The organism is Kitasatospora sp. NPDC052868 (assembly GCF_044547105.1).
GTDB lineage: Bacteria > Actinomycetota > Actinomycetes > Streptomycetales > Streptomycetaceae > Kitasatospora.
The window spans coordinates 20546-43822 of sequence record NZ_JBITZW010000025.1; the positions used below are offsets into that span (position 1 = coordinate 20546).

Annotated in this window: 24 protein-coding genes; 2 read left to right on the forward strand and 22 right to left on the reverse strand. The window is 71.9% G+C overall.

Going from position 1 to position 23277, the window contains the following annotated elements; all coding sequences use genetic code 11:
- The first annotated feature begins 8 nt into the window (after nucleotides 1-8).
- Nucleotides 9-1160 (forward strand): hypothetical protein, encoded by a 1152-nt coding sequence (locus ACIGZJ_RS30240; protein ID WP_396460243.1) that lies wholly within the window; start codon nucleotides 9-11, stop codon nucleotides 1158-1160.
- A gap of 118 nt (nucleotides 1161-1278) precedes the next feature.
- Here the strand turns inward: ACIGZJ_RS30240 and rlmN are convergent, their stop codons facing one another.
- From rlmN to rpsB, 6 genes are all read right to left on the reverse strand, one after another.
- Complete coding sequence (rlmN, locus tag ACIGZJ_RS30245) at nucleotides 1279-2379, reverse strand: 23S rRNA (adenine(2503)-C(2))-methyltransferase RlmN (RefSeq protein WP_392929587.1); 1101 nt, start codon at nucleotides 2377-2379, stop codon at nucleotides 1279-1281.
- Nucleotides 2380-2664: 285 nt separating this feature from the next.
- Entirely contained in the window at nucleotides 2665-3996 is a 1332-nt protein-coding gene (locus tag ACIGZJ_RS30250) for a phosphatidate cytidylyltransferase (RefSeq protein WP_396460286.1), read from the reverse strand.
- Between the two features lie 167 nt (nucleotides 3997-4163).
- On the reverse strand, nucleotides 4164-4721 hold the full coding sequence (gene frr / locus ACIGZJ_RS30255; protein WP_148642762.1) for a ribosome recycling factor: 558 nt from the start codon (nucleotides 4719-4721) through the stop codon (nucleotides 4164-4166).
- A 98-nt stretch (nucleotides 4722-4819) separates the two neighbouring features.
- Nucleotides 4820-5584 (reverse strand): UMP kinase, encoded by a 765-nt coding sequence (gene pyrH / locus ACIGZJ_RS30260; protein ID WP_392929584.1) that lies wholly within the window; start codon nucleotides 5582-5584, stop codon nucleotides 4820-4822.
- Between the two features lie 263 nt (nucleotides 5585-5847).
- Nucleotides 5848-6687 (reverse strand): translation elongation factor Ts, encoded by an 840-nt coding sequence (tsf, locus tag ACIGZJ_RS30265; RefSeq protein WP_396460244.1) that lies wholly within the window; start codon nucleotides 6685-6687, stop codon nucleotides 5848-5850.
- A 129-nt stretch (nucleotides 6688-6816) separates the two neighbouring features.
- Nucleotides 6817-7728 (reverse strand): 30S ribosomal protein S2, encoded by a 912-nt coding sequence (gene rpsB, locus ACIGZJ_RS30270; RefSeq protein ID WP_392929580.1) that lies wholly within the window; start codon nucleotides 7726-7728, stop codon nucleotides 6817-6819.
- A gap of 755 nt (nucleotides 7729-8483) precedes the next feature.
- Between rpsB and ACIGZJ_RS30275 the strand changes: the two genes are divergently transcribed.
- A complete protein-coding gene (locus ACIGZJ_RS30275; RefSeq protein WP_396460245.1) occupies nucleotides 8484-9029 on the forward strand; it encodes a M23 family metallopeptidase in 546 nt (181 codons plus the stop codon).
- Nucleotides 9030-9042: 13 nt separating this feature from the next.
- On the opposite strand, the gene ACIGZJ_RS30280 is transcribed toward ACIGZJ_RS30275, so the two are convergent.
- From ACIGZJ_RS30280 to rpsP, 16 genes are all read right to left on the reverse strand, one after another.
- On the reverse strand, nucleotides 9043-9615 hold the full coding sequence (locus ACIGZJ_RS30280; protein ID WP_396460287.1) for a TetR/AcrR family transcriptional regulator: 573 nt from the start codon (nucleotides 9613-9615) through the stop codon (nucleotides 9043-9045).
- A 140-nt stretch (nucleotides 9616-9755) separates the two neighbouring features.
- The gene (whiG, locus tag ACIGZJ_RS30285) at nucleotides 9756-10625 is read right to left on the reverse strand and encodes an RNA polymerase sigma factor WhiG (protein ID WP_396460246.1); all 870 of its coding nucleotides are present in this window, start codon (nucleotides 10623-10625) and stop codon (nucleotides 9756-9758) included.
- Between the two features lie 715 nt (nucleotides 10626-11340).
- Complete coding sequence (gene dprA / locus ACIGZJ_RS30290; RefSeq protein ID WP_396460247.1) at nucleotides 11341-12585, reverse strand: DNA-processing protein DprA; 1245 nt, start codon at nucleotides 12583-12585, stop codon at nucleotides 11341-11343.
- A 29-nt stretch (nucleotides 12586-12614) separates the two neighbouring features.
- Nucleotides 12615-14327 carry a YifB family Mg chelatase-like AAA ATPase gene (locus ACIGZJ_RS30295; RefSeq protein WP_396460248.1) on the reverse strand — a complete coding sequence of 571 codons (1713 nt, stop codon included), beginning with the start codon at nucleotides 14325-14327 and terminating at the stop codon, nucleotides 12615-12617.
- A 1-nt stretch (nucleotide 14328) separates the two neighbouring features.
- Nucleotides 14329-14841, reverse strand: a complete 513-nt coding sequence (locus tag ACIGZJ_RS30300; RefSeq protein ID WP_396460288.1) for a YraN family protein — start codon at nucleotides 14839-14841, stop codon at nucleotides 14329-14331.
- A gap of 264 nt (nucleotides 14842-15105) precedes the next feature.
- Nucleotides 15106-15432, reverse strand: coding sequence for a DUF2469 domain-containing protein (locus ACIGZJ_RS30305; protein WP_148642766.1), 327 nt, complete (start codon nucleotides 15430-15432; stop codon nucleotides 15106-15108).
- Between the two features lie 55 nt (nucleotides 15433-15487).
- A complete protein-coding gene (locus tag ACIGZJ_RS30310; RefSeq protein ID WP_396460249.1) occupies nucleotides 15488-15961 on the reverse strand; it encodes an NUDIX hydrolase in 474 nt (157 codons plus the stop codon).
- A gap of 118 nt (nucleotides 15962-16079) precedes the next feature.
- On the reverse strand, nucleotides 16080-16835 hold the full coding sequence (gene lepB, locus ACIGZJ_RS30315) for a signal peptidase I (protein ID WP_396460250.1): 756 nt from the start codon (nucleotides 16833-16835) through the stop codon (nucleotides 16080-16082).
- Between the two features lie 145 nt (nucleotides 16836-16980).
- Nucleotides 16981-17985 (reverse strand): signal peptidase I, encoded by a 1005-nt coding sequence (lepB, locus tag ACIGZJ_RS30320; RefSeq protein ID WP_396460251.1) that lies wholly within the window; start codon nucleotides 17983-17985, stop codon nucleotides 16981-16983.
- Between the two features lie 249 nt (nucleotides 17986-18234).
- A complete protein-coding gene (lepB, locus tag ACIGZJ_RS30325; RefSeq protein WP_396460252.1) occupies nucleotides 18235-19005 on the reverse strand; it encodes a signal peptidase I in 771 nt (256 codons plus the stop codon).
- 223 nt (nucleotides 19006-19228) lie between these two features.
- Nucleotides 19229-20230, reverse strand: coding sequence for a signal peptidase I (lepB, locus tag ACIGZJ_RS30330; RefSeq protein WP_396460253.1), 1002 nt, complete (start codon nucleotides 20228-20230; stop codon nucleotides 19229-19231).
- A 77-nt stretch (nucleotides 20231-20307) separates the two neighbouring features.
- Nucleotides 20308-20658 carry a 50S ribosomal protein L19 gene (rplS, locus tag ACIGZJ_RS30335; protein WP_063347674.1) on the reverse strand — a complete coding sequence of 117 codons (351 nt, stop codon included), beginning with the start codon at nucleotides 20656-20658 and terminating at the stop codon, nucleotides 20308-20310.
- 154 nt (nucleotides 20659-20812) lie between these two features.
- Nucleotides 20813-21631 (reverse strand): tRNA (guanosine(37)-N1)-methyltransferase TrmD, encoded by an 819-nt coding sequence (gene trmD / locus ACIGZJ_RS30340; RefSeq protein ID WP_396460254.1) that lies wholly within the window; start codon nucleotides 21629-21631, stop codon nucleotides 20813-20815.
- A 65-nt stretch (nucleotides 21632-21696) separates the two neighbouring features.
- Complete coding sequence (rimM, locus tag ACIGZJ_RS30345) at nucleotides 21697-22317, reverse strand: ribosome maturation factor RimM (protein WP_396460255.1); 621 nt, start codon at nucleotides 22315-22317, stop codon at nucleotides 21697-21699.
- A 181-nt stretch (nucleotides 22318-22498) separates the two neighbouring features.
- Complete coding sequence (locus tag ACIGZJ_RS30350) at nucleotides 22499-22738, reverse strand: RNA-binding protein (RefSeq protein WP_030306741.1); 240 nt, start codon at nucleotides 22736-22738, stop codon at nucleotides 22499-22501.
- A 2-nt stretch (nucleotides 22739-22740) separates the two neighbouring features.
- A complete protein-coding gene (gene rpsP / locus ACIGZJ_RS30355; RefSeq protein ID WP_392929556.1) occupies nucleotides 22741-23169 on the reverse strand; it encodes a 30S ribosomal protein S16 in 429 nt (142 codons plus the stop codon).
- Nucleotides 23170-23277: the final 108 nt, after the last annotated feature.

The window sequence follows — 23277 nt, forward strand, 5'->3', positions numbered from 1 at the left end:
GAGTCGACGTGTTCTATCTCCGTCTGGCCCGGGGCTACCGGGCACTCGACCTCGGCCGCTGGCTGCTGACCGCCCTCGCCGGGGCGGTGGTCGCGGGCTTCCTGCTGCGCGCGCTCGGCCGGGCGATGAGCGACCCGCTCGGCCCCGGAGACGCCCTGGTCCGGCTGCTCTGGTGCCTGCCGCCGCTGGCCGCCGTCGCCTGGTTCGCCGCCGTCGCCGCCCGCGCCGTCCCCGCCCAGCGGCCCGAGCGGATCACCGGTCTGACCGCCGCCGGGGCCGGGGCCGCCCGGATCCGCACCCTGATCGCCGGGGAGATCGCGCTCGCCTGCACCCTCGGCAGCGCGCTGACCCTGCTGGTCTTCCTGGTGCTGCGCAACGACATCGCCGGGCCCGCGCTCGCCCCCGACCTCGGTATGGGCGTCCCGCTGCCCGCCGCCGCACCCGTCACGCTGCTCGCCCTGGTGCCGCTGACCGCCGGAATCGCCGCGGCCGGCGCGGTACCGCTCGCCGAGGCCCTGCCCGGCGGCCGCCGCCCGGCACCGACCGGCTTCAGCCCGCTGCGCATCGCGCTGCCGGTCGGCCTGGCCGTCACCGGCCTCGCCCTGGAGCTGATCGCGCTGCGGCCCGGCTCAGCCGCCGACGGCCGGCCGATCCGCCTTCCGGCCGGCCTCGGCAGTACCAGCACCGCCGCGCTCGGCGGCTGGGTCGCGTGCGCGCTCGGCCTGGTGCTGCTCACCGGGCCACTGCTGTCCTGGACCGGGCGGCTGCTGGCGCTCGGCCGCCCGACCCCGCTACGGCTGCTGGCCGGCCGCGGGCTGACCGCCCAGGCCCGCCGGCTCGGCCCGCCGCTGGCCGTCCTCACCCTGGCCCTCGCGATGGTGCTCACGACCATCCGCTACTGGATCGGCACCCCCGGCAGCGCCGACGCGCTGCCCGCGATCGAGGCCTGCCTGGTGCTGGGCTGCACGGCGGCGGCCGTGGTGGCGCGGCTGGCCGAGGTCCGCACCGCCCGCCGGGATGTCACCGACGCGCTGCTGCGGCTCGGCGCCGCGCCCCGGCTGCTGTTCGGCGCCGTCGCGCTGCGGGCGCTGGCCACCGGCACCGTCCTGCTGGTCACCGGCGGGCTGACCGCCGTTCTGGCGGCCGCCGGGCTGGCCTGAGTCCGGACCCTTCGGTCCGGCTCCGGATCCAGCCCGGCTCCCGCCGGCCGCGCGCCTGCGCGGCCCCGCCGCCTGCTCGGTACCGCTCGTTCAGTACCGCCTGTTCAGTACCGCCTGTTCAGCCCGCCGCTGCGAGCTGACCGCAGGCCCCGTCGATCTCCTGACCGCGGGTGTCTCGGACGGTGGTCGGCACACCGTGCGACTGCAGCCGACGGACGAACTCGCGCTCGTCCTCGGGCCGCGAGGCCGTCCACTTGGACCCCGGGGTCGGGTTCAGCGGGATCAGGTTGACGTGCACCCGGTGGTTCTTGATCAGTCGGCCGAGCAGGTCCGCGCGCCACGCCTGGTCGTTGATGTCCTTGATCAGCGCGTACTCGATGGAGATCCGGCGACCGGACTTCTCCGCGTAGTTCCACGCCGCGTCCAGCACCTCGGCGACCTTCCACCGGGTGTTGACCGGCACCAGCTCGTCGCGCAGCTCGTCGTCCGGGGCGTGCAGCGACAGCGCGAGGCGGCAGCTCAGACCCTCGTCGGCGAGCCGGTTCATGGCCGGGACCAGGCCGACGGTGGACACGGTGATACCGCGCTGGGAGAGGCCGAAGCCGTCCGGCGCCGGGTCGGTGAGGCGGCGGATCGAGGCCAGCACCCGGTTGTAGTTCGCCAGCGGCTCGCCCATGCCCATGAAGACCACGTTGGAGAGCCGCGCCTCGCCGCCCGGGATCTCGCCGGCCTTGAGCGCGCGCATCCCGGCGGCGATCTGCTCGACGATCTCGGCCGTGGAGAGGTTGCGGGTCAGACCGGCCTGGCCGGTGGCGCAGAACGGGCAGTTCATACCGCACCCGGCCTGCGAGCTGATGCACATCGTGACCCGGTCCGGGTAGCGCATCAGCACCGACTCGACGAGCGTGCCGTCGAACAGCTTCCACAGCGTCTTGCGGGTGGTGTCGTCGTCGCACGAGACGTGCCGCACCACCGACATCAGGTCGGGCAGCAGGCTCTCGGTGAGCTTCTCCCGGCTGGCGGCGGGGATGTCCGACCAGCTCGCCGGGTCGTTCGACATCCGGCCGAAGTAGTGGTTGGAGAGCTGCTTCGCGCGGAACGGCTGCTCGCCCAGCTCGGCGACGGCCTCCTTGCGCTCGGCGGGGCTCAGGTCGGCGAGGTGTCGCGGGGGCTTGGAGCCGCGCGGCGCGACAAAGGTGAGTTCTCCGGGCTTAGGCATGGTCTGACCAGTGTCGCAGACCGACGGAGCGAACCCGTCTCCCGAGGCCCGGGGCGACCGTCACCCCTGGGCATCGGCCGTCCTCGTCGGCCGTCCTCGGACGGCCCGTCGGCGGCCCCGTCGCTCAGCCGGCTCCGCCGCGCGGAGGCGACGTGATTTCGGCACGGAGCGGAACACCGTCGACCACCTGGCCAAACAGACCGAAGGCCGACGAGGCATCGCCACCCGGTTCGACAGGACCCCGGGAAGTTGCCTCGCCGGCCTCCACGGCCTGCTGGTGAACCTCTAGCTGCCCACGAAGGCGGCCAGCAGCAGCCAGACCACCGGAGCGGTCGGCAGGAGCGAGTCCAGCCGGTCCATGATGCCGCCGTGGCCGGGCAGCAGGGTGCCCATGTCCTTGATGCCCAGGTCGCGCTTGATCATCGACTCCCCCAGGTCGCCCAGGGTCGCGGTGACCGCCGCGCAGCCGCCCAGGATCAGGCCCTGCCACCAGCTGCCGCCGTCGATGATCAGCTCCATCAGCAGCGCGCCCGCCAGCATCGACAGGCCGATGCCGCCGGCCAGGCCCTCGCGGGTCTTGCCCGGGCTGATCGTCGGCGCCAGCTTGGTCTTGCCGAACTTGTAGCCCACCGCATAGGCGCCGGTGTCGCTGCAGACCGTGACGATCAGGAAGAGCACGATGCGCTGGGGGCCGTCGTCGGCCGCCAGCATCATCGCCACGAAGGTGGCCAGGAACGGGACGTAGAAGGCGGTGAAGATACCCGCCGTTATGTCCCGCAGGTAGTTCTCCGGCGGCTGGGCCATCCGCCAGACCATCACCGCCAACCCGGTCAGCGCCAGGGAGGCCGCCGCCCACTGGACCCCGGCCCAGTAGCCGGTGGAGATCATCGCGATACTGCCCGCGACCAGCGGGATCAGCGGTGCGTTGATCTCCTTGCGCTCGGTCAGCCGGCTGGACAGCTCCCAGACGCCGACCACCACGGCCGCCATCACCACGACCAGGAACAGCGCCTTCACCACGAACAGGGAGGCGATGATCACCGCGCCGAGGCCGACGCCCACGCCTATCGCGGCTTGGAGGTTTCGGCCACCGCGCTGCTTGCGCGGCTGCGGTTCGGGCTCGGCCACGGGTGTCTCCTGCCCTGGGTGGGACGACGGCACAAGGTGGGGCTGCCCGGCCGCCGGGTGGCTCGGCGGCGGCCCGGGGTGGGCCGGGGCACCGGGGAGCCCCGGTGCCTGCGGGTACGGCCGGCCGGCCGGAGCCTGCGCCGGGCCGGAGTTCTCGGTGACCGCACGGAGCACGACCGTCTCGGCCGCACCCGGCACCGCCGTCTCGGGCTGCTCGTCCCGGAACAGCGGGCCGCTCAGCCGGCCGGCCTCCCGGCCCGACTGCTCCTCGGCCGGACCGGGGGTCGGCTGGGCCGTCCGTCCCGGGGAGCGCCTCGGAGTCGGCTCCGGCCCGGGGCTGGCCGTCGGTACGGGAGGCATGACCTGAGTCTCCTCCGCGTCACCGCCCCAGTACACCGGAGGCTGCTGCGAGTGACCCGTTCGGTGTCCCTGGTCACCCGCAGCGGCCGGTCCGGCCGGGTACGGCGGGAACTGCTGGGTGTGCTGCATGCCGTTCGCATCGGGCTGCGGCTGGTGGGCCTGCTGCGGGTGCGGCTGCTGCAGCGGTTGCCCCGGCCGGTACGGCCGGTAGTGCGGGTGCTGCTGATCGTGCGGGTTCTGCTGGTGCTGCGGGTCGGATGGGCCCCAGTAGCCAGGGGCGTCAGGGGCGTCGTTCATCAGACTTCGAGCAGCTCGGCTTCCTTGTGCTTCAGCAGCTCGTCGACGCCGGCCACGTACTTGGCCGTGGTGTCGTCGAGCTCCTTCTCCGCGCGGCGGCCCTCGTCCTCGCCGATCTCGCCGTCCTTGACCAGCTTGTCGATGGCGTCCTTGGCCTTGCGGCGGACCGAGCGGATGGAGACCTTGGCGTCCTCGCCCTTGCCGCGGGCGACCTTGATGTACTCGCGGCGACGCTCCTCGGTGAGCTCGGGGAGCACCACCCGGATGATGGAACCGTCGTTGCTCGGGTTGACGCCCAGGTCGGAGTCGCGGATCGCCTGCTCGATGGCCTTCAGAGCGGTCTTGTCGAACGGCGCGACGACCGCCATCCGCGGCTCCGGCACGGAGAAGGACGCCAGCTGGTTGATCGGCGTCACGGCGCCGTAGTACTCGGCCACGATCTTGGCGAACATCGCCGGGTGCGCACGGCCGGTCCGGATGGCGGCGAAGTCGTTCTTGGCGACCTCGACAGCCTTCTCCATCTTCTCCTCGGCCTCGAGGAGGGTCTCTTCGATCACTGTGTACTCCCTGTCCGGTTCATCTGCGGTTGTCCCGACCGGTGTCGGCGTCAAACCCGGTCGCGGTGTCGACGCCGTCCGGTACGGCTGATTGCTGCTCAGGCCCGGACAGAATCCTGGCTGATGAGTGTGCCGATCTTCTCACTCTTCACCGCACGCGCGATATTGCCCTCCGCCAGCAGCTCGAAGACCAGCATCGGGAGGTTGTTGTCCTTGCACAGCGTGATCGCGGTGAGGTCGGCGACCTTCAGATCACGGGTGATGACCTCGGAGTACTCCAGCGCGTCGAACTTGACCGCGTCCGGGTTGGTCCGGGGGTCGGAGTCGTAGACGCCGTCCACGCCGTTCTTGCCCATCAGCAGCACGTCGGCGTGGATCTCCAGCGCGCGCTGGACGGCGGTGGTGTCGGTGGAGAAGTACGGCATGCCCATACCGGCGCCGAAGATCACCACTCGGCCCTTCTCCAGGTGCCGGACGGCGCGCAGCGGCAGGTACGGCTCGGCGACCTGGCCCATCGTGATGGCGGTCTGGACCCGGGTCTCGATGCCCTCCTTGACCAGGAAGTCCTGGAGCGCGAGGCAGTTCATCACGGTGCCCAGCATGCCCATGTAGTCGGAACGGGCCCGGTCCATACCGCGGACCTGGAGCTCCGCACCACGGAAGAAGTTCCCCCCGCCGATCACCACCGCGACCTCGGTACCGGCGCGGACGACGGTGGCGATCTCACGTGCGATCGCGTGCACGACGTCCGGGTCGACGCCGAGCCCGCCGCCACCGGCGAAGGCTTCACCGGACAGCTTCAGCATCACCCGGCGGCGCGTTCCGGCCTGGGGGTCCTGCGCGGTCTCCTGCGTCTCCTGCATGGACTTCTCCTTCTGCACCTACTGGTTCACAGGCGCGGGTGTGCGGATCCCCGGCCTGCGCGTACACGCGAGGAGGCCACTGCCGCGGGAACCGGTACGGTGTCCTGCACGGCAATGGCCTCCTCGTCGTTCATGGTGCCGACGCGGCCCGCCCATAGACGGATGACGCTGGGTGGAGCCCGCTCGGCGCGTCCCTCCCGCCCTGGTCAGCGGACGGGGGCGGTTCCCAGCCTATGCGGGCCGGGAGCCCGGTGGAACGTGGCTCAGGCGCCGACGCGGAAGCGGGCGAAGCGCTTGAGGGCGACGCCGTTCTCCTCGAGGACCTTGGCGACGGTCTTCTTGTTGTCCTTGGCGAAGGCCTGCTCCAGAACGGAGTTCTCCTTCACGTAACCGGTGACGCGGCCCTCGACGATCTTCGGCAGGGCGGCCTCCGGCTTGCCCTCCTCGCGAGCGGTGGCCTCGGCGACGCGACGCTCGTTCTCGAGGTCGGCGGCCGGGATCTCCTCGCGGGAGAGGTACTTCGGGGCGAAGGCGGCGATGTGCTGCGCGACGTCCTTGGCGACCTCGGCGTTCTCCTTGTCCAGCTCGACCAGGACGCCGACGGCCGGCGGCAGGTCGGGGCTGGTCTTGTGCAGGTAGACGGCAACGAAGCCGTCACCCGAGAACTGGGCGAAGCGACGGAAGACGATCTTCTCGCCCAGGGTCGCGTTGGCCTCGTCCACGAACTGCTGGACGGTCTTGCCGGCCTCGATCTCGGAAGCCAGGGCGGCCTCCAGGTCGGCCGGGGCGGTCTTCGCCATGTGGGCGGCGATCGCGTCGGCAACCTGGACGAAGTTGTCACCCTTGGCGACGAAGTCGGTCTCGCAGTTCAGCTCGACCAGAACGCCGGACTTCTTGTCCTCGGCGATCAGCGCGGCAACGGCGCCGTTGGAGGCGTCGCGGCCCTCGCGCTTGGCAACGCCCTTCTGGCCCTTGATGCGCAGGAACTCGACGGCCTTCTGGACGTCGCCCTCGGCCTCGTCAAGGGCCTTCTTGCAGTCCATCATGCCGGCGCCGGTGAGCTCACGGAGCTTCTTGACGTCCGCGGCGGTGAAGTTCGCCATGGTGTGAATCTCTTCTCGCGTCTCGCGTGTCTGCGTGGGGTTGCGCCGGGACCGCTGGTTCGGTCCCGGCACGGGAGAGAGGGGCACCTACCGGTGTCGTACCGGCGGGTGCCCCTCACCCTTGGTACGTCAGGCCTGCTCGGCCGGAGCGTCGGCGGCCGGGGCCTCGACCTCGGCGGCCGGGGCCTCGACCTCGGCGGCGGGGGCCTCAACCTCGGCGGCGGGGGCCTCGGCCTCGGCGGCCGCGGGGGCCTCCTCGGCCTTCTTCTCGCCCTCGATGAGGTCCTTCTCCCAGTCGGCCAGCGGCTGGTCGGCGCCCGGCTCGGCCTTCGCGTCGCCCTTGGCGACACCCGCGCGGGACTTCAGGCCCTCGGCGACGGCGTCGGCGATCACACGGGTCAGCAGGGTGACGGAGCGGATCGCGTCGTCGTTGCCCGGGATCTTGTAGTCGACCTCGTCGGGGTCGCAGTTGGTGTCGAGGATGGCGACGACCGGGATGTTGAGCTTCCGGGCCTCGCCGACCGCGATGTGCTCCTTCTTGGTGTCCACGATCCAGACAGCGCTGGGAACGCGCTGCATGTCGCGGATACCGCCGAGGGTCTTCTCCAGCTTGTCGTGCTCGCGCTGGAGGACCAGGAGCTCCTTCTTGGTGAGACCGGAGCCGGCCACATCCGCGAAGTCCAGCTCGCCGAGCTCCTTGAGGCGCTGCAGACGCTTGTAGACGGTCGAGAAGTTGGTCAGCATGCCGCCGAGCCAGCGCTGGTTCACGTAGGGCATGCCCACGCGGGTGGCCTGCTCGGCGATGGCCTCCTGGGCCTGCTTCTTCGTGCCGACGAAGAGGACGCTGCCGCCGTGGGCAACGGTCTCCTTGATGAACTCGAAGGCGCGGTCGATGTAGTTCAGCGACTGCAGGAGGTCGATGATGTAGATGCCGTTGCGCTCGGTGATGATGAAGCGCTTCATCTTCGGGTTCCAGCGACGGGTCTGGTGACCGAAGTGGACGCCGCTCTCCAGCAGCTCCCGCATCGTGACGACGGCCATAGCCGTACTCCTAAGGTGTTGCGCCCGGCTCTCGTGCAGCAGTCGTCGTGGGTCGCACGGTGGCGCTCCCCGCTCGGGCGGCTGCGTTCGGCCGGGTCAGGCTCGGTTTTGTCCGTGGCAGCCAGGTGACAGCCACGCCTGACGCCCCGAACGTGCCGAGCCGCTTCGGCCTTCGCGGTCCGGGGACCGGTCGGGCTCGGCGGACCGAGCGGCACTCGCACCTGGCGGGGGTAGCGGCTGAGCCGCGTCCGACCGCCGGTGGCGGGGCGTGCGAAGTCGACCCGGCGGACCGGGTCGCGTGTGAAGTGTACGGGAAGCTCCGAGCGACGGGCGACTTCACAGCGGGGTGCAGACAGCGCCGGGGTGGTGTCGGGGCCGGGCCGGGGTGGAGCCGGCGCGGCGCCGCGGGTGGCTCTGGGGGCGGTGCGGTGTTGGGCCGGGCCTATGTCGGGCCTATGGCGGGTCTGTGCCGAAGGTGTGCGGGGCCCGGCCAGGATGGGCGTCCCTGCGCTGTAGTGCACCCGTTCGGGGGACGCCTTTTGTCCACAGGGGCCGGTTGTCCACAGGAATCCGAGCGGGGGTGGTCGGGGCGGGGTGACGCGGGGACCCTCGTCGCCATGACGGTTCGCCCCTGCCCTGCACTCTTCCCTGCCGCTGACGCCCTCGGTGGCTCTCGACGGTTCGCCCTTCCGCCTCCGCTACCACCGCCGCGCGACCCGGAGCCGCGCCGGCGGGCGCTGCTGCTCGCCCTGCTCATGGCAGCCCTCCTGCTCGCCGGCCTGCCGGCACCTGCGGGGCACGCGGCCGGGACGGCTGCCGGGGCCGCGGCTTCGTCCGGGGCCGCCGCCGGGGCGTCCGGGGCTGCGCCCGGAGCGGGGCGAGCGTGGCCGGTGGGCGGGCCCGGCGGGGTGCGCGGGCGGTTCGAGGCCCCGCCGAAACCCTGGGCCGCCGGGCACCGGGGGGTCGACCTGGCCGCGCAGTCCGGCACGGACGTACGGTCGTCGGCCCCGGGGGTGGTCACCTATGCGGGGCTTGTGGCGGGCCGCCCGGTGGTCACCGTCACCCATCAGGGCTCCGGCACCCCTCCACTGCGCACGACCTACCTGCCCGTCGCGGGCTCCGTCCCCGTGGGTACCGCGGTGTCGGCCGGCCAGGTGGTCGGACAGCTCGCGCCCGGCACCGGCCACTGCGCCGACGGCTGCCTGCACTGGGGACTGTTGCGCGGCGAGCGGTACCTCGACCCGCTGGCGCTGCTCGGCGCCGGTGCGGCGCGGCTGCTGCCGCTGGGCGGTGGCGGGTGAGGACTGCCGCCGGTCAGCCCCGGCCGAGACCGTGCAGGGCGATGGCCACGGCGGCGTCCGCGATCGCTTCGGGGCTCTCGGCCCTTCCGCCGCCGGCCCGCTGCTCGGTCTGTCTGACGGCCGCCTCCACGATTCCCTGGAGCAGCGCCGCCGCCAACCGGGGCTGTGAGTGCCCGAGGTCCTCAAGCGCCCGGATCACCAGGCCGACGAGCTTGCCGTGGGCTGCCCGGATGCGCTCCCGGGCGGCCTCGTCGAGCTCCAGCGCCGAGATCGCCGCCACGGCCCGGTGTCGCGGGTCCCCCGCAAGCGCCAGCTGGCCCCGCACATACGCCTCGACCCGCCCGGCGGCGGTGTCGCAGCTCTCCATACCAGCCTCGATCTCGGCCGCCCAGAGCGGGAAGTCGACCTCGCACAGCACCTCCACCACGGCGGCGCGGGAGCGGAAGTACTCATAGACCGAGGAACGCGCCAGCCCGGTGCGCGCTGCAAGCGCGGGGAAGGTCAGGGCCTCCATGCCTCCTTCGGTGAGGAGGCTGCGGGCAGCGTCAAGAAGAGCTGCCCGCTGCAGCTGGCGATGCTCGGCCAATGTGGCCGCTCGGATCTTCGGCACCCTCCCACTGTACGGAGCCCTACACCCCGCCGGAACGGCGCCGCGCATGCCGGCGGTGGCGCGCGGGGGCGCGGCACCGTGCACATGCACGGCGCGGCGCCGCCCGGCGGCACGCCTCACCTGATGTCGGAGAGCTTGGCCCGCAACTGCAGCACCGACTTGGTGTGGATCTGGCTGACCCTGCTCTCCGTCACCCCGAGCACCTGGCCGATCTCCGCGAGGGTCAGGCCCTCGTAGTAGTAGAGCGTCACGACGGTCTTCTCTCGTTCGGGGAGGGTGTTCACCGCCTGGGCCAGCAGCCTGCGCAGCTCCCGGTCCTCGGCCACCTCCACCGGGTTGTCGGCGCCGTGGTCCTCCAGGGTGTCCACCAGGCTCGGCCGGTCCCCGCCCTCCCCGACCGGGTGGAGCAGCTCGTCGAGCGCCACCACGTTGGCGAGCGACAGCTGACTGAAGATGGCGTGCAGGTCCTCGATCGCGATGCCCATCTCGGCCGCGACCTCCGGCTCGTGCGGGGTCCGCCGCAGCCGGGCCTCCAGCGTCGCGTACGTGCGCTCGACCGCCTTCGCCTTCTGCCGCACCGAGCGCGGGATCCAGTCGAGCGCCCTCAGCTCGTCGATGATCGCCCCGCGGATCCGGCTGATCGCGTACGTCTCGAACTTGATGGCCCGGTTGATGTCGAACTTCTCGATCGCGTCGATCAGTCCGAAGACCCCGGAGGAGACGAAGTCGGCCTGCTCGACGTTGGACGGCAGGCCGACCCCGACCCGGCCGGCCACGTACTTGACGAGTGGCGAGTAGTGGAGGATCAGCTGCTCCCGCAGCCGCTGATCCCCTGTCTCCTTGTAGGAGCGCCAGAGCGCTTCGAGCGCCGTGCGGTCGCTCCCGCCGGTCTCCCGGCGCGGCGCGGGCGCCCCCGCCGAAGGGGGCGGCGCAGCCGACTCGGACGTAACGGCCGGCTCTGCGGCGACGGCCTCGGGGGCTCCCACCCCTACGGCGGCAACCGCTGTGGCGGGACCCTCTGCGGCAGTACCCGCTTCAGCGGTCGGCCGGGCGGGAGCCCCTGACGCCCTGGAGCCGGCGGAAGCGTTGGCCTCCTCAGGCGCGCCAGGTCGGTCGGCCGGCGCCCCGATGCGCAGCCCTTCGCGGTCCTGGCCGCTGCGCACCACCACCCGGTCCGCCCTCACCTCCTCGCCCGCGTCCACCTCGACGGCCGGTGAAGCGCCGCGCGGCCCGTCGGTCTCGACGCCCGCCTCTACGCCGGTCTCCGTACTCTCCGCAGCGCTCGCTGCACTGCTCGCTTCGGCGTCGGCAGGCTGGCCGGGCACCGAAGGGGGTCGACCGCCCTGCCGTGCCAGGGCCCCCATCGCACCCCCCGCTTTGGGCGGGAACTCGGTCACGGGGCGCCGCTCGGTCCTCGGCCCTCCCGAGGACCGGGCGCCACCGGTCACTCTGTGTCCGGGAATGTGTGTGGGCATGCGTTGGTCTGCGCCGTTCTGCCGAGTCATGTGCTGATAGGGAAGGCACGGCGAGCGTAGCGTGACCGACTCACTGCAATGCGCTACCGCCACTCGGTCGTCCCCCGATCCGGTGGCGTTTCTCGTCACCGGATCCCGGCACCGGAGGTGGACGAACGAGGACCCTCCCGCTCGGCCGCATCTCTCCGCTGCCGCTCCTCAGCACTCCCGGCTCGGCCTCACCGCGTCACCTCCCCCGCACCAGCCGCCAGTGCGCCCCGTACCGTTCGACGAAGCCAAGCGAGCCCAACTCGTAGAGCCGCTGGAGCACTTCGTCCGGCGGGAGTCCCGACTGCCGCGCCAAGCGCTCCACGGGCGCACCCTCCGCCGTGGCGGGAACGGCCTCCAGCACCCGGGCCACGGCCGGCTCCAGCAGATCCCTGGGCAGCACCGGCCCGAGGCGCTGCGGTGCCAGGTCATCGCCGATCGCGCCGATCAACTCGGCCACCTCCGCCGCATCGGTGACCAGCGTGGCGCCTCCGCTGCGGATCATCACGTGCACCCCGGCGGAGAACGCCGACGTCACCGGCCCCGCGACGCCCATGGCGTGCCGGTTGAGGTCCCGCGCGCGCCGGGCCGTGCTCAGCGCGCCACTGCGGATCGCCGCCTCGACCACGACGGTGCCCCGGGTGAGCGCCGCGATGACGCGGTTGCGCAGCACGAACCGGAAGCGGTTGGGGTGTTCCCCCGGCGGCAGTTCGCTCAGCAGCAGCCCCTGCGCCGCGATCCGCCGGATGAGGTCGGTGTTCCCGCGCGGGTAGGCGACGTCCACTCCGCAGGCGAGGACCCCGACGGTCATACCGCCGACCGCCAGCGCTCCGCGGTGGGCGGCCGCGTCGATCCCGTAGGCCGCACCGGAGACCACCACCCACCCGCGCTCGGCCAGCTGTGCAGACATGTCCCCCGCCACGTGCGCGCCGTACGCGGTGCAGGCACGGGCACCGACCACGGCTACCGAGCGGAGGGCGAGCAGACGCAGCGATCCCGCCCCGACCACCCACAGCCCGATCGGCCGCCCGTCGCCCAGATCATCGAGCTGGCTCGGCCATTCCGTGTCCCCCGGAATGATGAAGCGTCCACCGACTGCTCGTACCCGTTCCAGGTCCGCGCCGGGGTCGAGTCCGGCGAGTCTGGCGCGGTAGCTCGCGAGCCGGGCCGTATCCAGGGCCGGATGGTCGGGTACCACTCCCTCCCGGATCGCCTGGAGCACTGCGGCGGCATCGAGCCGGGACAGCCACCGGCCGACGACCGCGTCACCGGGTTCGCCGAGCCTGGTCAGGGCCGCTCGGGCGTAGCGCTCCGGCTCGACGGCGGGGCCGGCCGCCGCGGGGCCGGCCGTCGCACTCGTACCGCGCCCGACGCCCGGCTCGGCCTTCGGGGCCGCCAAGGCCTCCCCGGACGACGCCTTCGGGTGCTTGATCGCCTGGTTCACGCTCTTTCTCCTCGCTCCTTGACTGCTGGTCACTTCTTGCGGCCTGTGCCGGCGGGGCGGGTCCGCACGGACTTGCCGGCCGCCGGCTCGTCCGGGGGCGGGCTGCCGTCCCGCGGATCGCTCCCGGGTCGGCCGTACGGATGCTTCGTCAACGGCAGGCCCTGTTCGACTCCGGTGCGCAGGACGAGGGCGGTCAGCACATCCCGCTGGTCCGGGCGGTCCCGGCCCGCGAGGTCGGCGACCGTCCAGGCGACCCGGAGCACCCGGTCCAGGCCGCGGGCGGTCAGCAGCCCCCGCTCCAACTGGCGGGCGGCGTCGTCCAGCGCGCCGGAGGCCAGCTGCCAGCGGGTGCGCAGCTCATGGCCGGGCACCTCCGCGTTGGTCCGCCAGGGGGTGTGGGCCAGTCGGGCCGCCGCCCGCTCGCGGGCCGCCAGCACCCGGGCCGCGACGGTCTGGGTGGTCTCGGCCGTACTGTCGCGTTCCATCAGCTCGACCCTGGTCACCGGGGCGACCTGGACCTGGAGGTCGACCCGGTCCAACAGCGGTCCGGACAGCCGCCCCTGATAGCGGCTGACCATCACCGGCGTGCACTCGCACCCCTCTCCGCGCCGCGAGTACCGCCCGCACGGACACGGGTTCGCCGCCAGGCAGAGCAGGAATCTGGCGGGGAGTCGGAGCGAGCCGGCCGAGCGGGCGATCACCACCTCCCCTGACTCCAGCGGCTGGCGCAGCGCGTCGAGCACCCGTACGGGAAACTCGGGCGCCTCGTCCAGGAACAGCACGCCCCGATGGGCCAACGAGACCGCACCCGGTCTCGGCAGCCCACTGCCACCGCCGACGATCGCCGGCATGGTCGTGGAGTGGTGCGGGGCGCAGTACGGCGCGCAGTCGACCAGCGGCCGACCGGCGGGCAGCAGGCCCGCCACCGAGTGCACGGCGGTGACCTCCAGCGCCTCCTTCTGGGTGAGCGGCGGCAGCAGAGCCGGCAACCGCTCCGCCAGCATTGTCTTGCCGGCTCCCGGCGGCCCCTTGAGGTAGAGGTGGTGACCTCCTGCGGCGGCGATCTCCAGGGCTCGCCTGGCTTCGTACTGACCCGCCACATCGGCCATGTCGAGGCGTGCCGCCGTGTCGTCCGGCAGTCCGCGTACTCCCGCGCTCGGCAGCATCAGCCCGGCCATCAGCGGATCGGGCCGACCGCCGATGCGGTCGGGCGGCTCCTCCGGCTCCGGGGCACCGCTCAGGACGGCGATGAGCTGGCGAAGGCTACGGACACCGATGACACTCACCCCGGGGACCAGCGAGGCCTCGGCGGCGGTCTGCTCGGCGACCACCACCTGCTGGTAGCCGGCGTCCGCGGCGGCGAGCACGGAAGGCAGGACTCCGCGTACCGGGCGTACCCGGCCGTCCAGCCCCAGCTCTCCGATGATCAGCAGCTCGGCGATGGCGGACGGGTCCAGCCGCTCGGCGGCGGCGAGGACGGCGCAGGCAACCGCGAGGTCGAAGCCGCTGCCGCTCTTGGGGACCGAGGCGGGGCTCAGCCCGACGGTGAGCTTTCGCTGCGGCCATGCCTCGCCGCTGTTCACGACGGCGGCGCGGACCCGGTCGCGGGCCTCGCTGAGGGCCTTGTCGGGCAGACCGACCAGGGTGAACGCGGCGACTCCGGGCTCCAGGTCGGCCTGGACCTCGACGATCACGCCGTCGACTCCGACCAGTGCCACGGAACACGTGCGGGCGAAGGCCATCTCAGACCACCCCGCGCAGGTGGTCCACGGAGGCGGCGCCCCGGATCCGGTTGATGACGGCCACCAGGTCGATGCGGACGCCGCCGGGCGGCAGGGGCGGCCACCTCGGGTCCTCCGGCGCGGACTGGTAGTCGGCGCCGGCCAGCCGGGCGAAGTGCCCTGGCCAGCGCTCGACCATCCAGCGCTCGGCCAGTCGCTGCAGCCGGGCGGCCTTGGCCCGGTCGATGGCCTCGCTGGGCTGCTGGAATCCCCGCTCGGAGCGGGTCTTCACCTCGCAGACCGCCAGCGTGTCGCCGTCGAGGGCGACGATGTCCAGCTCGCCCTCGACGCAGCGCCAGTTGCGGTCCAGGATGCGGAGCCCGTCCTCGGCGAGGCGACGGGCGGCCACCCGCTCCCCGTAGCGGCCGAGGCCGTTGTTCGTACTGCGCTCCGGCCGGGCCGGCTCCTGGGGGCCGGGCTTCGGGTCGGCCGGAGCCGACGGGCCCGGCGGGGCGGCGGGCGGGGGCCCGTCCAGCGCCCGGGCCGTCCTGCGTCGGGGCGGCCGCCCCACCTTTGCGTCCTGCTGATCCCCTGATGCCTGCTTGCGCGTCGAGCGCTTCGTGTCCTGCACGGTCATCACCTCCGCCGTGGAGGTTGCCGTGCAGGTCTACACGAGGCCAGAGACTAGCTATTTCCTGTGGATAACCAGGGCCTGTGGATAACTTTCGTCACCCGGGAGAGTGGGAATCCCGGGATCCTCGAAATTCCTCTGGACACCACAGGACCGGTCGGTCCAACGTCAGTTCCCGAAGCCCGAGTCGTCCGAGGGCAGCTCCAGATCGCTCTTCGCGAGCTCCTCGATGTTCACGTCCTTGAAGGTCAGCACCCGGACCTTGCGGACGAACCGGGCCGGCCGGTACATGTCCCAGACCCACGCATCCGCCATCGACACCTCGAAGAAGACCTCGCCCTGGACCGAGTGCACCTGCAACTCGTAGTCGTTGGTGAGGTAGAAACGCCGCTCGGTTTCGATCACGTACTTGAACAGGCCGACGACGTCCCGGTACTCCCGGTAGAGCTTGAGCTCCATCTCGGTCTCGTACTTCTCGAGATCTTCGGCACTCATCCAGGCGTCCCCTCAACTTGTCACGTCCACCCATTGTGGACCACCACACCCACCCTCAGAGCCGTACTGGAACGACTGGCGGCCCCTCGGCCAACAGTTGCCCCACGAACTCCGCCAGCCCGACCGGGTAGACCGTCTCGGCGGTTTCCCGCAGCTCCTCGACCGTCCACCAGCGCGCCGCGAGCAGCTGGGCGTGTTCATCGGCGCCCATTCCCGAGTGGTCGAGCACCGTGTCCGAGGTCCGGGCCAGGTGGAACCACTGCTCCTGCTCGTAACGCTGCCCCTGAAAGGAGAAGGAAGCCGTGCCGTACGCCACCAAGGGCCCCAGCTCCACGCCCCGCAGTCCGGTCTCCTCGACCAGTTCCCGCGCGGCCGCTTCGCGCACGCCCTCCCCCGATTCCAAACCGCCCCCGGGTGTGAACCACCAGGTGACGCCCGGGACCGCAGGGTCGGAGCCGCGGAAGAGCAGGAGCCGGTCCTGCCCGTCCAACAGCAGGATGCGCGCTGCCCTGCGACGCTTCGCCGTCATGGCGCTTCCCCCTGCTCTCTCCCTACGCCCCGGTGGCGCTTCCGATCCTGCCATCCGGCGGCGGCGTCCGGGGTGGTGTTCGGCAGAGCGGCCGGGCAACGGCCCCGGGCGGTCGCGGTCAGGCCGCGCGGCGGCGCCCGATCCGGCCCGCCAGCCCCGCCACGCCGCCCACCGCGGATGTCACGACGATCAGCGCCGCGCCTACAACGGTGGCGTAGAAGGTCGGCTCCAGCGGGCCCGGTTCGCCGGCCCTCGGCCCGTCGAGCGCGTCGAAGGCCTGGGTACGGGCAAGCAGTCCGCCCCGGCCGAACGGCATCAGGGTGGCCTCCACCCGGGCCTGCACCTCGCCGGCCGGGATGGTCCCGCCGTCGATCTCCAGGTGGGTACGGGAGTCGAGCGAGCCCAGCCGGTTGTCACCGAGCAGGAAGAGCCGGCCGGCCGGCACCTCGACGGAGAAGGGGCTCCCCGTCGCGCCCTGTGCGGCCAGGTACGGCTCGTCCACCGGCTTGCCGTTGACGGTCAGGCGGCGGTCGTCATCGGTGGTGGCCACCGTGTCGCCACCCACCGCCACCACGCGCTTGACCATCAGCTCGCCGCCCCAGGCCTGGTCCCGGAAGACCACCACGTCGCCCCGGCCGACGGCCCCGCCGTCGATCTTCCGGGCCACGACGGTGTCCCCGACCCGGAGCGTGGGCGCCATCGAGGCCGTCGGGATGCGGTAGGGCCGGTAGTCCACGGCAAGGAGCGCGAAGCCGCCGACCATGAGGACCAGGCCGAGCCCGATCGCCACGCCCTGAAGCACGGCGGCCGGCCGACGTCGGGACCGGGCGGCGGAAGGCGGCCCGTCGACCGTCTGCTCCACGACACTGCTCATCGAAACCGCCCAATCCCGACCGACCCGGAAACACGCACGGCGCGCCGGGGCCACAGGCGGAAAACCCGGCGGGCCGTGGCACGTCCGAGCAGATTACTCGTCGGTACCACGGCCCGCGCAAGACCCGGGGCCAACCCGGTGGAGGTCAGGACCGCTTTCGCCGGTTCGCCCGATCCCGCAGCCGGCGCACCAGCGGCAGCATCCCGACCGCGCCGACGGCACCGGCCACGGGCGGCACGAGCGGCGCGGCCGCCGACAGCCCCTTCTGGTCGAAGGTGCTCGGCACCGGCAGCGTCGCCCAGTGGTCGATCGGCCAGGCCACCACGAAGGCGCGGCCGATCACCTCGTCCACCGGAACACTGCCGCCGCCCGGCTGGTCCATGTGGAAACGGGAGTCCAGCGAGTCCGCACGGTGGTCGCCCATGACCCAGATCGAGTTGTTCGGCACCTTCACCGGACCGAACGGCTTGGTACCGCAGGGGGTGTTGCCAGGGAAGATGTACGGCTCGTCGAGTGCGATCCCGTTGACCTTGACCGGCCCCTCGCCCTCGCACTCGACGGTGTCCCCGCCGATCGCGATGACCCGCTTGATCAGGTCCTTCTCGTTGGCGGAGGGCATCAGGCCGACAAAGCTGAGGACGTCCTGAACGCCGCGGACAAAGGAGTTGTCGCTCTGCTGGACGGGCTCGTCGTTCAGCCAGCCGCCCGGGTCGTGGAACACCACGACCTCGCCCCGCTTGGGCTCCGCGCCGAACCACGGCGTCAGCTTGTCGACCAGGACGCGGTCGCCCACCTGAAGCGTGTTCTGCATCGACTCCGACGGAATGGAGAACGCCTGGACGAAGAACGTCTTGATCACAAGTGCCAGGACCAGCGCGATGCCGACCAGGATCGGCAGTTCCTTCCAGAAGGAACGCTGCTTCTGCTCCTTGGCGGGAGGTTCCTCAGCCGACTCGTCCGCCGAACCCGCCTCGTCCCGGAAGGCATCCGAGGCATCGCCTGCGCTGTCGCCCGGTTCGTCGGCGGACTGGGCCGCCGCGTCCTCGGCGGACGCCGAAGCCACTGCGGACTCGGCCGACCGGGCCGCCCGGCTGCCGGAGCCCTCGGGCTCTCCGGCGCCTGAGCGGGCGCCGATCACCAAATCCCCCACAACGTCTCCTCCCAGCTGTGCGGACGCCTGCGCGCCCGCGCTCACAGTGCCGCACAGCGGGCACCACGTTCCAGCACCACCGACCGTAGGCCCGCCTCAGAGTTGCCCGTCATGGGCAGGTCTGACACCGGCACAGCCTCCGGAGCGGCCGCCATCTCGCACCGGCCGCTCCAGCACTTCTCTATCACTCCCGGGCATCCGGCCGGCGATCCCACACGCCCGACCGTGCCGGTCTCCGGTCGCCCCGCCCTACTCCGAGGACCGGCCCAGCCGGCGGACGACAAACGGAAGGATGCCCAACACACCCATAACGAGCGGAGGTTCCTTCGGAACCGGCCCAACGGCCACCGGGTTCGGCCCGGTTCCGGGGTCCGTCCGAGCCCGCGCCAGCGAGGAGAGTGAACCTGGCACATCAAGTTGATGGAACCGGTCCAACGGCCAGGCGATCACAAACGCCCGACCCACCACACCGCTCAACGGGATGGTGCCCTGCCCCGGATTGCCCATGTGGAAGCGGGAGTCCGCGGAAACGTCGCGGTGGTCGCCCATGACCCAGAGCCGACCCTGCGGCACCTGCACCTTGAAGGGCTGCCTGGACGGCGGGTTGCCCGCCGCGAGGTAGGGCTCGTCCACCGCCGTGCCGTTGACGCTGATCCGCCCCCGGTCGTCACAGCATTCGACGGTGTCCCCACCGACACCGATCACCCGCTTGATCAGATCCTGCTCGCTGTCCGACGGCAGCAGCCCGACGAAGGTGAGGACCTGCTTGGCTCCCCGAAGTACCGGCCCGTCCGTCTCCGACTTGTGCTCGGCCTCCAGCCAGCCGCCCGGATCCTTGAACACCACCACGTCGCCGCGTTCCGGCTCGCTGCCGAACCAGGGGGTGAACTTGTCCACCAACACCCGGTCCCCGATCTGGATGGTCTGCTCCATCGAACCGGAGGGGATCACGAAGACCTGCACCATGAAGGTCTTCATCACCAGTGCGACCAGCAGTGCCACCACGACGATCAGCGGCACCTCGCGCAGGAGGGAGCGCTTGCGACGCCGGGCCGCCTTGCGGGCGGTGCGACGGCGTTCCGCCCGCCCCCGGATTGCCGGCGACCCGGGGTCGGCAGACCCCACCGCGCCGGCAGATCCCATCGGATCTGCAGGTCCTGCCGGGTCGGCGACTTCCGCCCGGCCTGCGGAGGCCGCCGGATCACCCGAGGCCTTCGCGGCAGGGCGGTCGGCCAGCCGGCCTCTACCTCTGGTCCCCATGGCCACCGGTCCCCCCTGTCGCGGCGAAGGCCGCCGGACGGTCCAGGCTGCTCCAGTGGCCGATCGGGTAGACCACCCACTCGGCTCGTCCGATCACCTTGCTCTCGGGCACGAACCCGCCGCCGGGCTCGCCCAGGTGGTCGCGCGAATCGCGGGAGGCGCTGCGATGGTCTCCCATCATCCAGAGCCTGCCGGCCGGCACCACCACATCGAAGGCCACGTTCGAGGGCTCGTCCCCGGGAGCCAGGTAGGCCGACTCGTCGACCGGTACGCCGTTGACGGTGATCCGCCCACCGGGGCCGGTGCTGGTCACCCTGTCCCCGCCGACCCCGATGACGCGCTTGACGTAGACCGAGTTCCCGGCCGGGGCCAGCCCGAGGTCCCGCCCGAACGAGCGCAGCCCGTCCCAGAAGTCGTCCGGTTCATCCGACTCACGGAGAAAGGAGCCCGTCCCGTCGAAGACGACCACGTCCCCGCGCCGGGGGTGCCCGCCGAACCCGTACGCCAGCTTGTTCGCGATCAGGCGGTCGCCGGGGTGCAGCGTGTTCTCCATCGACCCGGAGGGCACCGCGAACGGGCGCGCCACAAAGGCGTTCACCAGGAGCAGGGTCACCAGGCAGATGCCGACCAGCAGTAGCAGGTCCCGCGAGCGCGAGCGGGCCGGGGCCTCGACATCCTCCTCGGATACGTCGGACTCCTCGCCGGCCTCCCCGTTGAGCGGCTCATCGGGCGCCTCGGCGAGCTCGGACGTCACCGACTCGGCCGACTCCCCGGGCTCCACCGGCTCCCCCACCTCGGCCGGCTCCCCCACCTCGGCCGACTTCCCGGCCTCGGCGGCGGGCCTCTCCGAGGATTCCGCGCGCCCGGCGGCCTCCGACCCGCCGTCGGCGGGGGCCGCGGAAACGACCGCGGACCGCGACGGCGAGTCCGCACCCGTGGGTGCGGGACTGCCGTCGCGGTCCGCGATTGGTTCGTGCGTGCTCATCGGGGGGTGAGCTTACCGTGCGGCAGCCTGGCCCCGTCGAGCGTCCCGATCCCCTGGCAGAGCCAGGGGCCGGTGGATCAGCGGTCGCGCTTCTCCTTGATCTTCGCGGCCTTGCCGCGCAGGTCACGCAGGTAGTACAGCTTGGCGCGGCGAACCGCACCGCGGGTCACGACCTCGATCTTCTCGACGACCGGGGTGTGCACCGGGAAGGTGCGCTCCACGCCGACGTTGAAGCTGACCTTGCGGACGGTGAAGGTCTCACCGACGCCGGCGCCGTGGCGGCGGATGACGACGCCCTGGAAGACCTGGACACGGGAGCGGTTGCCCTCGATGACCCGGACGTGAACCTTCAGGGTGTCACCGGCGCGGAAGGCCGGAATGTCGCTACGCAGCGAAGCCGCGTCGACAGCAGCGAGCTTGTTGCTCATGTTGCTCTCCATCGCAGGCGCCACGGGCCGCCCACGGAAGTTCGTCACAATGGGGTGAGCTGCGGGCCGCATCGGTTGGCGATGATCCCCCCGTGGCGGGGGCACCGGACCACGTAACCCCTACGAGAGGGGCTCAGCGACAGACAGCAGCGGCCTATTCTTCCACATCAACGGCCAGGGGCCGAAATCGGCCGAGCTCCTCGTCCCAGGCCAGCCCGAGAATGCTGAGGGCCTCGCGCTCCTTCTTGTCGAAGGAGCCGTACTGCCAGCGCTCCACCAGGTCGGGGCGGTTCGCCAGGGTGCGGGCGAAGGCCTGCTCACGCCGCCAGCGGGCGATCCGGCCGTGGTTGCCGCTGAGCAGCACGTCCGGCACGGTCCGCTCCCGCCACTCGGCGGGCTTGGTGTAGACCGGGCCCTCCAGCAGGTCGGCCATCGCGCCGGGGGCGAAGGAGTCGTCCCGGTGGGACTCGGCGTTGCCGAGCACGCCGGGAAGCAGCCGGGCGATCGCCTCGACCATCACCAGCACGGCGACCTCGCCGCCGGCCAGGACGTAGTCGCCGATCGACGCCTCGACCACCGGCATTCGGGTGGCGGCCTCCTCGATCACCCGCCGGTCGATGCCCTCGTAGCGCGCGGGGGTGAAGGCCAGCCACGAGCGGCCGGCGAGCTCCTGCGCGAGCTCCTGGGTGAAGGGCCGACCGCTCGGGGTGGGCACCACCAGCGTGGGCACCTCGCCCTCGGGACCCTGTGCGAGCACCGCGTCCAGGGCTTCGCCCCACGGCTCGGGCTTCATCACCATGCCGGGGCCGCCGCCGTACGGGCTGTCGTCCACCGTCCGGTGCACGTCGTGCGTCCAACCGCGCAGGTCGTGGACGTGCACGTCGAGCTGGCCGCGGGCGCGGGCCTTGCCGACCAGCGAGATGTTCAGCGGCTCGAGGTACTCGGGAAAGATCGTGACGACGTCTATCCGCATCCCACTCGACACCCCGGCCGCCGAGGCCTCCGAGACAGCCGGAACCGCCGAAGTCGCATCCTCGGTCACCGCTCCCCCTCCGAGTCCGCATCCACGTCCACGTCCGAGCCCGCATCCGCATCCGCGCCGGGGCCCGCCTCGGGGCCCTCCTCCGCGTCCCGGACGACGTCGGCCTGCTCCGGGTCGATCAGCCCCGGCGGCGGGTCCAGCACGGCACGCTGGTTCTCCAGGTCGATGGTCGGCACGATGCGGCTGACGAACGGCACCAGCACCTCCGTCCCGTCGGGCTTCTTCACCGTGAGCAGGTCCTGGTAGGGGAGGTGGACGATCTCCGTCAGCTCACCGACCGGGGTGCCGTCGAGCAGCACCACGTCAAGGCCGATCAGCTGGTGGTCGTAGTACTCCTCCGGGTCGTCCGGGCTCTCCTCCGGGTCGACCTCGGCGATCAGGATGGTGCCGCGCAGCGCCTCGGCACCGTTGCGGTCCTTGACGCCGGCGAAGCGCAGCAGCAGTCGCCCGCTGTGCACCTTGCCGGACTCGACGGTCAGCGGCCCGGCCGACGCGGGGTCGGTGAGCAGGACGGCACCGGGCCCGAGCCGGAGCTCCGGCTCGTCGGTGCGGACCTCGACGCTGACGTCCCCCTTGATGCCGTGGGCGCGGCCGATCTTGCCGACGACGAGCTGCACGGTGATCGTTCTCCTGGGTGAGTGCTGGTGCTGGGGAATGCGGGTGAAGACAGGGCGGGCCGAGGCGGAACGCAGGGCGGGAAGGCCCGAGTGGTCCGGCCGCCGGGAAAAGACAGAAGGCCGGCCGGGACGACATGCGTCCCGGCCGGCCTCAAGCCTGACGGCTGAACGAGCAGCTGCGTCAGCGAATGCTGTCCACGTCGACCAGGTCGACCCGGACGTTGCGACCGCCGAGGGCGCCGACCACGGTACGCAGTGCGCGCGCCGTGCGGCCGCCCCGGCCGATCACCTTGCCGAGGTCATCGGGGTGCACGCGCACCTCGATGGTGTTGCCCCGACGCAGGTTGCGCGAGCGCACCTGCACCTCGTCGGGGTGCTCGACGATGCCCTTCACCAAGTGGTCGAGGGCGTCCTCGATCACGCTCAGGCCTCGACGGCGGCGTCGGCGTCAGCCTCGGCCTTGTCCGACTTCTTGGCCTTCGGGGTGATGGCAACACCGGTGGTGGCGTCCTCGAAGCCGGCGACGGCCTTCGCGAACAGGTGCGAGAAGTCCTCGACCTTGGGCTCGGCGACGAGCAGCGGGGCCGGAGCCGGCAGGCCCTTGTACTTCTGCCAGTCGCCGGTCAGCTTGAGGATCGCGAGAACCGGCTCGGTCGGCTGGGCGCCGACGGACAGCCAGTACTGGGCGCGGTCGCTGTCGACCTCGATCTTCGAGGGGTTGTAGGTCGGCTGGTAGATGCCGATCTCCTCGATCGCGCGACCGTCACGCTTGGTGCGGGAGTCCGCGACGACGATGCGGTAGTGCGGGGAGCGAATCTTGCCGAGACGCTTGAGCTTGATCTTGACTGCCACGGGAGTGGATTCTCCTGGTGTTGACGTGGGTGAACAGCGTCGCCATCGCGTGGGGTTGCGGGGCGAGCCGTTCAAGGGACACGCCAGCCGTAGGAGAGAGGGGTCCTG

Excerpts from the sequence above, each read along its gene's own strand:
- rlmN (WP_392929587.1), bottom strand. The coding sequence starts at position 2,379 with ATGCCTAAGCCCGGAGAACTCACCTTTGTCGCGCCGCGCGGCTCCAAG.
- lepB (WP_396460250.1), bottom strand. The coding sequence starts at position 16,835 with ATGAGCAGTGTCGTGGAGCAGACGGTCGACGGGCCGCCTTCCGCCGCC.
- ACIGZJ_RS30295 (WP_396460248.1), bottom strand. The coding sequence starts at position 14,327 with ATGGCCTTCGCCCGCACGTGTTCCGTGGCACTGGTCGGAGTCGACGGC.
- lepB (WP_396460253.1), bottom strand. The coding sequence starts at position 20,230 with ATGAGCACGCACGAACCAATCGCGGACCGCGACGGCAGTCCCGCACCC.
- rplS (WP_063347674.1), bottom strand. The coding sequence starts at position 20,658 with ATGAGCAACAAGCTCGCTGCTGTCGACGCGGCTTCGCTGCGTAGCGAC.
- ACIGZJ_RS30305 (WP_148642766.1), bottom strand. The coding sequence starts at position 15,432 with ATGAGTGCCGAAGATCTCGAGAAGTACGAGACCGAGATGGAGCTCAAG.
- rpsB (WP_392929580.1), bottom strand. The coding sequence starts at position 7,728 with ATGGCCGTCGTCACGATGCGGGAGCTGCTGGAGAGCGGCGTCCACTTC.
- trmD (WP_396460254.1), bottom strand. The coding sequence starts at position 21,631 with ATGCGGATAGACGTCGTCACGATCTTTCCCGAGTACCTCGAGCCGCTG.
- ACIGZJ_RS30250 (WP_396460286.1), bottom strand. The coding sequence starts at position 3,996 with ATGCAGCACACCCAGCAGTTCCCGCCGTACCCGGCCGGACCGGCCGCT.
- ACIGZJ_RS30275 (WP_396460245.1), top strand. The coding sequence starts at position 8,484 with ATGGCAGCCCTCCTGCTCGCCGGCCTGCCGGCACCTGCGGGGCACGCG.
- pyrH (WP_392929584.1), bottom strand. The coding sequence starts at position 5,584 with ATGCAGGAGACGCAGGAGACCGCGCAGGACCCCCAGGCCGGAACGCGC.
- tsf (WP_396460244.1), bottom strand. The coding sequence starts at position 6,687 with ATGGCGAACTTCACCGCCGCGGACGTCAAGAAGCTCCGTGAGCTCACC.
- ACIGZJ_RS30310 (WP_396460249.1), bottom strand. The coding sequence starts at position 15,961 with ATGACGGCGAAGCGTCGCAGGGCAGCGCGCATCCTGCTGTTGGACGGG.